This window comes from Paraburkholderia sp. BCC1884, assembly GCF_900996225.1.
In the GTDB taxonomy this organism is placed as follows: domain Bacteria; phylum Pseudomonadota; class Gammaproteobacteria; order Burkholderiales; family Burkholderiaceae; genus Paraburkholderia.
On the sequence record NZ_CAAJGL010000145.1, the window covers coordinates 338,543 to 347,343 of the forward strand.

General features: G+C 63.2%; 8 protein-coding genes. All 8 read left to right on the top strand.

Annotated features, from left to right (window positions below):
* Positions 1-332 precede the first annotated feature (332 nt).
* The 8 genes from phnS (at position 333) to FQ705_RS32515 (ending at position 8,556) form a co-directional block, all read left to right on the top strand.
* Positions 333-1,424 carry a 2-aminoethylphosphonate ABC transporter substrate-binding protein gene (gene phnS / locus FQ705_RS32480; protein ID WP_144148885.1) on the top strand — a complete coding sequence of 364 codons (1,092 nt, stop codon included), beginning with the start codon at positions 333-335 and terminating at the stop codon, positions 1,422-1,424.
* A 90-nt stretch (positions 1,425-1,514) separates the two neighbouring features.
* Complete coding sequence (gene phnT / locus FQ705_RS32485) at positions 1,515-2,615, top strand: 2-aminoethylphosphonate ABC transport system ATP-binding subunit PhnT (protein WP_144148887.1); 1,101 nt, start codon at positions 1,515-1,517, stop codon at positions 2,613-2,615.
* The gene (locus FQ705_RS32490) at positions 2,593-3,549 is read left to right on the top strand and encodes a 2-aminoethylphosphonate ABC transporter permease subunit (protein ID WP_144148889.1); all 957 of its coding nucleotides are present in this window, start codon (positions 2,593-2,595) and stop codon (positions 3,547-3,549) included. Before phnT ends, FQ705_RS32490 begins: the two co-directional genes overlap by 23 nt.
* A complete protein-coding gene (gene phnV, locus FQ705_RS32495; protein ID WP_144148891.1) occupies positions 3,539-4,402 on the top strand; it encodes a 2-aminoethylphosphonate ABC transport system, membrane component PhnV in 864 nt (287 codons plus the stop codon). The genes FQ705_RS32490 and phnV overlap by 11 nt, the downstream gene beginning before the upstream one ends.
* Before the next feature lie 75 nt (positions 4,403-4,477).
* Positions 4,478-5,209 (top strand): phosphonate utilization associated transcriptional regulator, encoded by a 732-nt coding sequence (locus FQ705_RS32500; RefSeq protein ID WP_144148893.1) that lies wholly within the window; start codon positions 4,478-4,480, stop codon positions 5,207-5,209.
* A gap of 62 nt (positions 5,210-5,271) precedes the next feature.
* The gene (gene phnA, locus FQ705_RS32505; protein ID WP_144148895.1) at positions 5,272-6,543 is read left to right on the top strand and encodes a phosphonoacetate hydrolase; all 1,272 of its coding nucleotides are present in this window, start codon (positions 5,272-5,274) and stop codon (positions 6,541-6,543) included.
* Positions 6,540-7,991, top strand: a complete 1,452-nt coding sequence (gene phnY / locus FQ705_RS32510; RefSeq protein WP_144148897.1) for a phosphonoacetaldehyde dehydrogenase — start codon at positions 6,540-6,542, stop codon at positions 7,989-7,991. Before phnA ends, phnY begins: the two co-directional genes overlap by 4 nt.
* 4 nt (positions 7,992-7,995) lie before the next feature.
* A complete protein-coding gene (locus FQ705_RS32515; protein ID WP_144148899.1) occupies positions 7,996-8,556 on the top strand; it encodes a phosphonate degradation HD-domain oxygenase in 561 nt (186 codons plus the stop codon).
* Positions 8,557-8,801 lie beyond the last annotated feature (245 nt).

The window sequence follows — 8,801 nt, forward strand, 5'->3', positions numbered from 1 at the left end:
CGCCCAAACCGGGCGAGGATAAGTTTCGTTTGGATATTATTGGCGAATTGTGTCATTTTTTGGAATTCGCCAGAATCGTCATTGCGTTGTCACGGAAACCTGTGATCCTTGCCGTGCCAGTTCAGGCAGGGTCGGCAGCGCGAGTGGCACAGGCAGGCTGTCAGTCAGGCTGAAGAATAAGCAGCAAAGTTGTCGGCAATCTGCAATCTGCCCAAAACGCACGACAACTGGTTGCGGGCAACACGCAAGCGGTGCGGCACTACCGCCGTTCAATCACAACAGGTATCGGGTCTTCCCGACCGTCTGGTTTTTTGCCTTTCGGAGAAAGCGACATGACAAAGACGAATTCCCTTCACGCCAAGTTTGGCCTCGCCCGCAAACTGCTGCCGACGCTGGTCGCCGCCGCTGCATTCGGCGGCACGGCAATCCAGGCTCATGCGGCTGACGCCGTGGTCCTGTACACCGCCGACGGCCTCGAAAACCTCTACAAGGATGTGCTGCCGGCCTTCGAAAAGAAGGAAGGCGTGAAGGTCAACATCGTCACGGCGGGTAGTGGTGAAGTGGTAAACCGCGCCACCATCGAAAAGGATCAGCCGAAGGCCGACGTGCTCGTTACGCTGCCGCCGTTTATCCAGCAAGCCGATCAATCCGGCCTGCTGCAGGCTTATCAGAGCGCCAACTACAAGAACGTGCCGGCGATCGCCAAGGCGCCGAACGGTGCGTGGGCGACCTTCGTGAACAACTATTTCTCGTTTGCGATCAATCCGGAAGTCACCAAGACCCAGCCGAAGACCTTCGCCGATCTGCTGCACCCGGATTTCACCGGCAAGGTGGCGTACTCGAACCCGGCAACGGCGGGCGACGGTATGGCCGTGATCATCCTGACCTCGTCGCTGATGGGTGAAGACAAGGCGTTCGACTATCTGAAGAAGCTCGAAAACAGCGCCAAGTTCCACACCAAGGGCACGGGCTACCTCGACGTGCTGCTCTCGCGTAACGAGATCGCGGTCGCCAACGGCGACCTGCAGATGGATCTGGACGACGCAGCCAACGGCGGCCTGTCGCTCAAGCCGGTGTTCCTCGCCGCAGCGCCCGGCGGCCAGCCGACCACGTTCCAGCTGCCGTACGCCATCGGCCTGATCAAGAACGGTCCGAACCAGGCTGAAGGCAAGAAGCTGATCGACTACCTGATGTCGACGGAAGTGCAGGCCAAAGTGCCGGACATCTTCGGCATTCCGGGTCGCACCGACGTGCCGCTCGCCGGCAAGAACGGCGAAGCCGTCAAGCAGGCCATCGCCGGCGTGAAGCTGATTCCGGTGGACTGGAACCAGGTCATGGCGAAGAAGGCCGACTGGACCGCGCGCTGGAAGAACGATGTGATCGGTTCGTCGGGCAAGCAGCTCGACGTGGTCAAGCCGAAGTAAGCCGTCGTACGCCATAGAAATAGAGTCAGGCGGCGTCTCCGGAATTCTGGAGCGCCGCATCAGCATTAATCTTGTTGGAGGATGAATCCGGTGAATACGGCCAGTCTTGCTCACCGAGGCGCGCTCGACGCCTCACCGGACGCGCTCGACGCCGCGCGTTCAACTACGCCGGGCGGCGTACAGATCGATCATTTGACAGTGCGCTTCGGTTCGCGCACGGTGCTCGACGATCTCTCGTTGACGATCCAGCGCGGCGAGTTGCTCACGGTGCTGGGCCGCAGCGGTTGTGGCAAGACCACGTTGTTGCGTTTCATCGCCGGGTTCATCGAAGCGGACGGACTGTCGGGCACGTTGACCGTGGCCGGTCACGACCTGACGCACGTGCCGCCGCACAAGCGCAATCTCGGCCTGCTGTTCCAGAGCTATGCGCTGTTCCCGCATCTGTCGGTGTTCGAGAACGTGGCGTTTGGTTTGCGCGCGCGTCGCACGCCGGCCAAAGACGTGGCGCGACGCGTCGCCGATGCGTTGAAGCTGGTGCAACTCGGCGATGCCGGCCATGTGATGCCGGCGCAATTGTCGGGCGGTATGCAGCAGCGTGTGGCCTTGGCCCGCGCGCTCGTGATCGAACCCGACGTGTTGCTGCTCGACGAACCTCTTTCCGCACTCGACGCCAATCTGCGCGCCTCGGTGCGTTCCGAATTGAAGGCCTTGCACGAGCGTCTGCCGAATCTCACGATCGTCTGCGTGACGCACGATCAGGACGACGCGCTGGTGTTGTCCGACCGCACGCTGCTGATGCGCGAAGGTCGCATCGCGCAACTCGGCACGCCGCAACAGTTGTACGACACGCCGGCCGACGGGTTTGTCGCCCGTTATCTGGGCGCGGCCAATCTGCTGCCGCCGCAAGTCGCCTTCAGCATGGGCGATGTGCGCTACAACGAGCGCGCCCGCGTGGCCTGCCTGCGGCCTGAAGCGCTGCGTATCGTGCCGCTCGGCGAAGGCCAGTTGCACGGCGCGATCACCTCGGTCGAATGGTACGGCGCGGTGCTGTCGGTCTCGGTTCTGCTGGACGCGATGCCCAACGATCCGGTGCTCGTCACCATGCAGCGCGGCCACGGCATGATGCCGGAGAAGGGCGCGCGTGTTTCCCTGCATTACGAGGCTAACGATGTCGTCCTTATCAACCCCTGATACGCCCAACTCGCTCGGCGCGTCGGCGACCGACGACGCCGCTGCCGCGCGTCGCAGCGCGAGCGCCGCGGCGCATACGGCTGCCGTGAAGCGTCGCGAGCGCGTGGCGCAATGGCATCTGCTGTTCATCGCGGTGGTGATACTCGGGCCGCTCGTCATCTATCCGCTCGTGCGCCTCGTGCTGTTGAGCCTGACCGGTCCGCACGGCTTGAGCGTGCAGGCTTACTCGAACTTCTTCGGCAATCCGGAAACGAGCGGCGTGATCGGCACGACGCTGTGGATTCTGTTTGCCAGCGCCGGACTCGCCTCGCTGCTCGGCGTCCTGCTCGCTGCGTTGCTGTTCTTCAAGCCGTTCCCCGGCGCGCGCATGGTCACGCGCTTTCTCGAACTGTTCGTGGCGTTCCCATCGTTTCTGGTCGCGTTCACGCTGATCTTTCTGTACGGCTCGCAAGGCTCGGTGAGCATCGGCTTGCAGCGGCTGTTTCATCTGCAGGCGCCCCCGCTCGATTTTCTGTTCGGCGTCGGCGGCGTGATTCTCGCGGAAGTGGTGTTCTACGCACCGTTTGTCGTGCGGCCGACGCTCGCCTCGTTCGCCACGCTCGATATGCGTCTGATCGAAGCCGCCCGCAGTCTCGGTGCGAATAGCTGGATGGTCGCGTTCAAGGTGATCCTGCCGCTCGCATGGCCGGGCATCGCCGCCGGCACGATCCTGTGTTTTCTGCTGACGCTCAACGAGTTCGGCATTCTGCTGGTGCTCGGCTCCGCGCATCTGATCACGCTGCCGGTGGCGATCTATAGCTCCGCCACCGTCGATCTCGATCTGCCGACCGCCGCCGCCGGCGCGGTCGTGATGCTGATCATGTCTTTGTCGCTGTATGCGTTGTACCGCCAGGTCAACCGTCGCAAGGTGAAAGGAGCGGGCCATGGCCGTTGAACTCGACCCGACCGTTTTGCCGGTCATGCACAAGAAAGCGCGGCCAGTGCGCCGCAGTCTGCTCACGCGAATGCTCGGCGGCCTGTTTCTCGGTTTTGCCGCGTTGCTGTGCTTCTGGTTGTTCGTGCTGCCGGTGCTGGTCGTCGCGCTTTCGAGCGTGGCCGCGCACTGGTCCGGCACGATCCTGCCCGACGGTTTCAGCATGCGCTGGTTCGAGCGGCTCGGTTCGAGCGACTTCGACGCGCTCACCACCAGCCTTGAAATCGGCATGGGCGTCGCGGTGCTCGGCACGATAGTCGGCCTGTGGCTGGCGCTGGCGCTCGAAAGGCGCGACCGGCGCGGCCTCGGCGCAATCGTTGACACCATCGCGATGATGCCCAACGGCGTGCCGAGCGTGGTGCTCGGGCTCGCGGTGCTGATCGCGTATCACAAGCGGCCGATCGATTTGTCCAGCTCGGCGGCGATTGTCGTGTACGTGCAACTCGCGCTGGTGCTGCCGTTCTGTTATCGCTGCGCGGCCGCCGCCCTGCGCCCCGAGTTGACGATTCTGCGCGAAGCGGCCGCCAGCCTCGGTGCGCCGCCGTCGATGGTGTTGCGCCGCGTCGTGCTGCCGCAACTGGTGCCGGCCATCCGCGCGAGCCTTGCGCTGGGCTTCGCGCTTTCGCTCGGCGAACTCGGCGCCACGCTCACCGTATATCCGCCGGGTTTTGCGACGGTGCCGATCGTCGTGGTCGGCCAGGTGGAGCGCGGCTATTACCTGCCGGCTTCCGCGCTATCGCTGATTCTGCTGATGGTCTCGCTGGCGGCGCTGCTCCTGATCGCGGCGCGCGTGCCGCGCCGTCGGGCCGATTGACGAACCTCTTCTGAGCATGGGTTGGTGTGCTGCCGTGGCATGCCGACACACTTCGATGTGGCAAAATCTGGCAAAATGACCGAATATATGCAGAATGCTTCTGTCGATCCGATTGAGGTTGTACGCAGGCATTCGCTGACGACGCTGGTCCGCGACGAAATCGAGCGGCACATCGTCGAGGGCGCGCTCGCACCGGGCGACAAGCTCAACGAGGCCGACTGGGCCGCGCGTCTGCAGGTTTCGCGCGGGCCGGTGCGCGAGGCGTTTCGCGCGCTGGAGCAAGCCGGGCTGGTGCGCACGGAGAAGAATCGCGGCGTGTTCGTGCGCACGGTGTCGCTGGCGGAAGCGGACGAGATTTACGCCGTGCGCGCGGTGCTGGAAGAGGCGGCGTGCCGGTTGCTGGCGGCGCGTATCGATGCGGGCAAGCTCGCCGTGCTGCGCGACTGGCTCGACGCGATGCGCGCAGCGCTCGATGCGCGGGACCACGATGGCTACGCGCGTGCCAACGTCGCCTTTCACGATGCGTTGGTGGCGGCGTCGGGCAATCTGAAGCTGTACGAGACGTATCGCAGATTGGTGAGTGAGCTGAGTCTGTTCCGGCGCGCTGCGCTGGTCGTGCAGGCGGATGCGATGGAACGCTCGCTGGCCGAGCATCGCGCGATTTTGACGGCGTTGGCGTCGCGCGATGCCGATCTTGCCGCGGCGCTGATGCATGCGCATGTGAGTGGCGGTCAGCAGCGCGCCCATGCCGCGTGCGAAGCGGCAGGGCCACTCGCCGCGGTGCAGATGTCGGCCGCGACGGACTAACAACCGTACGCGCTCAGGCGTACGGGGCATGCATGAACGGGAAGGAATCGATGGAAAACGCGATGGCAAACACAAGCGAACGCACGATCGAAGTCAACGGCCGCAGCTATCGGCTGCCTACGCAACCGACCGTAGTGGTGTGTGTCGACGGTTGCGAGTTCGACTATCTCGAGGCCGCGGTTGCGGCCGGCGTCGCGCCGTTCATCGGCAAGATGCTCAAGGGCGGCGCGGCGTTCAAGGGCGACTGCGTGATTCCATCGTTCACCAACCCGAATAATCTGTCGATCGTGTGCGGCGTGCCGCCGTCGGTGCATGGCATCTGCGGCAATTACTTCTGGGACCCGGACGCGAATGGCGGTGAAGGCGCGGAAGTGATGATGAACGATCCCGCCTATCTGCGTGCGGGCACCTTGCTGGCCGCGGCCGCCGATGCGGGCTGCGCAGTGGCGGTGGTCACCGCGAAGGACAAACTGCGCCGCCTGCTCGGCTGGCAGATGAAAGGCATCTGTTTCTCGGCGGAAAAGGCCGACAAGGTGACGTTCGAAGAAAACGGCATCGGCGAAGTGCTCGATCTGGTCGGCCTGCCGGTGCCCGACGTGTATAGCGCGGGCTTGTCCGAATTCGTCTTCGCCGCCGGCGTGCGGCTCGCCCAAACACGCAAGCTCGACCTGATGTATCTGTCGACCACCGATTACATCCAGCACAAATGGGCGCCGGGCACCGAAGGCGCGAACGCGTTCTACGCGATGATGGACGGCTACCTCGCGAAGCTCGACGCGCTTGGCTGGGTGATCGGACTGACCGCCGATCACGGCATGAACGCCAAGCACGACCCGCAGACCGGCGAGCCGAATGTGATCTATCTGCAGGACGTGCTCGACGACTGGCTCGGCGCGAAGAAGGCGCGTGTCATTTTGCCGATCACCGATCCTTACGTGGTGCATCACGGCGCGCTCGGTTCGTTCGCGACAATTTATTTGCCACGCGATGTCGATGTCGCACAGGTGATCGAGCGTATCCGTGGGCTGCAGGGCATCGATGTCGTGCTCGACAACCCGGCGGCTTGCGAGCGTTTCGAACTGCCGAACGACCGCGTCGGCGATATCGTCGTGGTTAGCACGAAGCATGTCGTGCTCGGCACGCGGCGCGACGACCACGATCTTTCCGGGCTGACCGTGCCGCTACGCTCGCATGGCGGGATTTCGGAGCAGGAGGTGCCACTGCTGTTCAATCGGCGTGTCGAGGGGTTGCCCAGCAGCGGCGGCAACGGCGGAAAGCGGCTGCGCAACTTCGATATCTTCGACATCGCCTTGAATCGCGTGTCGGCATCATGAACGCCGTGCTGCGGGACCATCCGGCTTTTCGGACGGAAGCGCTGCGGCTGGAAGGCGAACGCGCAACACGCACGCGCACGCTCGATGTACTGGATCCCTATACCGGCACGCGCGTCGGCACCGTGCCGCTCGCCAGCGTCGACGATGTGCGCGCCGCGCTCGAGTATGCGGCGGCTTATCAGCCGAAGCTCACGCGCTATGAGCGCTCGCAGATTCTCGAACGCGCCGCGGCTTTGTTGCGTGAGCGCACGGAAGAAGCGTCGGATGTGATTTCGCGCGAGTCGGGCTTGTCGAAGCAGGACTCGCGTTATGAGATCGGCCGGGTGGCCGATGTTTTCAAGTTTGCGTCGATCGAAGCGTTGCGCGACGACGGACAGAGCTTCTCCTGCGATCTCACGCCGCATGGCAAGAAGCGGCGAGTGTTTTCGCAGCGCGAACCGCTCGCGGGCGTGATCGTCGCGATTACGCCGTTCAACCATCCAATGAACCAGGTCGCGCACAAGGTGGCGCCGGCCATCGCGACGAATAATCGCGTGGTGTTGAAGCCGTCGGAGAAGGTGCCGTTGTCGGCACTTTATCTGGCGGACCTTCTCTATGAAGCTGGTTTGCCCGCGCCGATGTTGCAGGTGTTGACCGGCGATCCGCGCGAAATCGCCGACGAGTTGATTACGCATCCCCTGGTGGAGCTCGTGACGTTCACGGGTGGTGTGGCGATCGGCAAATACATTGCGGCGAAGGCGGCGTATCGGCGTGTCGTGTTGGAACTGGGCGGCAACGATCCGCTGATCGTGCTCGACGACGCCGATCTCGAACGCGCGGCGACGCTTGCGGTGCAAGGCTCGTATAAGAACTCGGGGCAGCGCTGCACGGCGGTCAAACGGATACTGGTGCAAAAGCGTATTGCTGCGGATTTCACCGAGCTGGTGGTGGAGAAAACGCGGGCGTGGAGCTTCGGCGATCCGTTCGACGAAACGAATCAGATGGGCACCGTGATCGACGTCGCCGCGGCGCAGCTGTTCGAAGCGCGGGTGAACGAAGCGGTGGCGAACGGCGCGCGGCTCGTGATCGGCAACCGGCGCACGGGCGCGTTGTATTCGCCGACCGTGCTCGATTGCGTCGATCCGTCGATGACGCTGGTGCGCGAGGAAACCTTTGGCCCGGTGTCGCCGATCATCACCTTCGATACGCTCGACGACGCTATCCGCATTAGTAACGGGACGCCGTTCGGGTTGTCTTCGGGTGTGTGCACGAACCGGCAGGATGCGATTACGCGCTTCATCAATGAATTGCGTGTGGGGACGGTCAACGTCTGGGAAGTGCCGGGGTTCCGGATCGAGCTGACGCCGTTTGGCGGCATCAAGGATTCCGGGCTTGGCTATAAGGAAGGTGTTCAGGAAGCGATGAAGAGCTTCACCAATCTGAAGACCTTTTCATTACCGTGGGAGTAATAGCGTGGCACTGAGTCTGAACGACATCCGTTCACTGTTCGAGCAATATGGCGCGCTCGCTTATAGCGGCGAGCCGGTGACGCAACTCGAGCATGCGTTGCAGAGTGGGGCGTTGGCGGAAGAGGCGGGCGCCGACGAGGAACTGGTCGCCGCTGCGTTTTTGCACGACCTTGGGCATCTGCTCAATCTCCAGGGCGAGACGCCGACGGAGCGGGGCATCGACGATCTGCATCAGTATTTCGCGCTGCCGTTCTTGCGGCCGGTGCTGTCGGACGCGGTGCTCGAGCCGATTCGCCTGCACGTCGACGCCAAGCGCTGCCTGTGCGCGATCGATGATACGTACTTCGGCCAGCTTTCCGCCGACTCGGTGCGTAGTCTGGAACTGCAGGGTGGGATTTTCAGCAAGGAGGAGGCGGCCGCGTTTCTGCAGAAGCCTTTTGCCGAGGACGCGCTGCGTCTGCGTAGGTGGGACGATCTTGCCAAAGTGGAGAATCGTGTGACGCCGGATATCGATCACTATATGGGATTGGTCGAGCGTGTGATGAGTAAGCACGCGGCCGTGTGAGTTTCGGCTGGGCTTCTGCTGGTCTTTTGCTGAGGCTCAGCATGTCCGGCTTGGGGTGGGTCGGTTCGTCTGTTTCGCCATCTTCTTGCTGCCGTTCGGGCGCAATCGGGACACGTCAAAATAACGCTTGCAAGGCCCGGTTTGGGTCGCTAGAATCTCGCTCTTTCGTGCTTCGGACACCGGGGCACGGGGAGGCGGGAGAGCCAGCAATGGCAAGGGTTTGAGCGGGTTGGACGGGTTTGGGA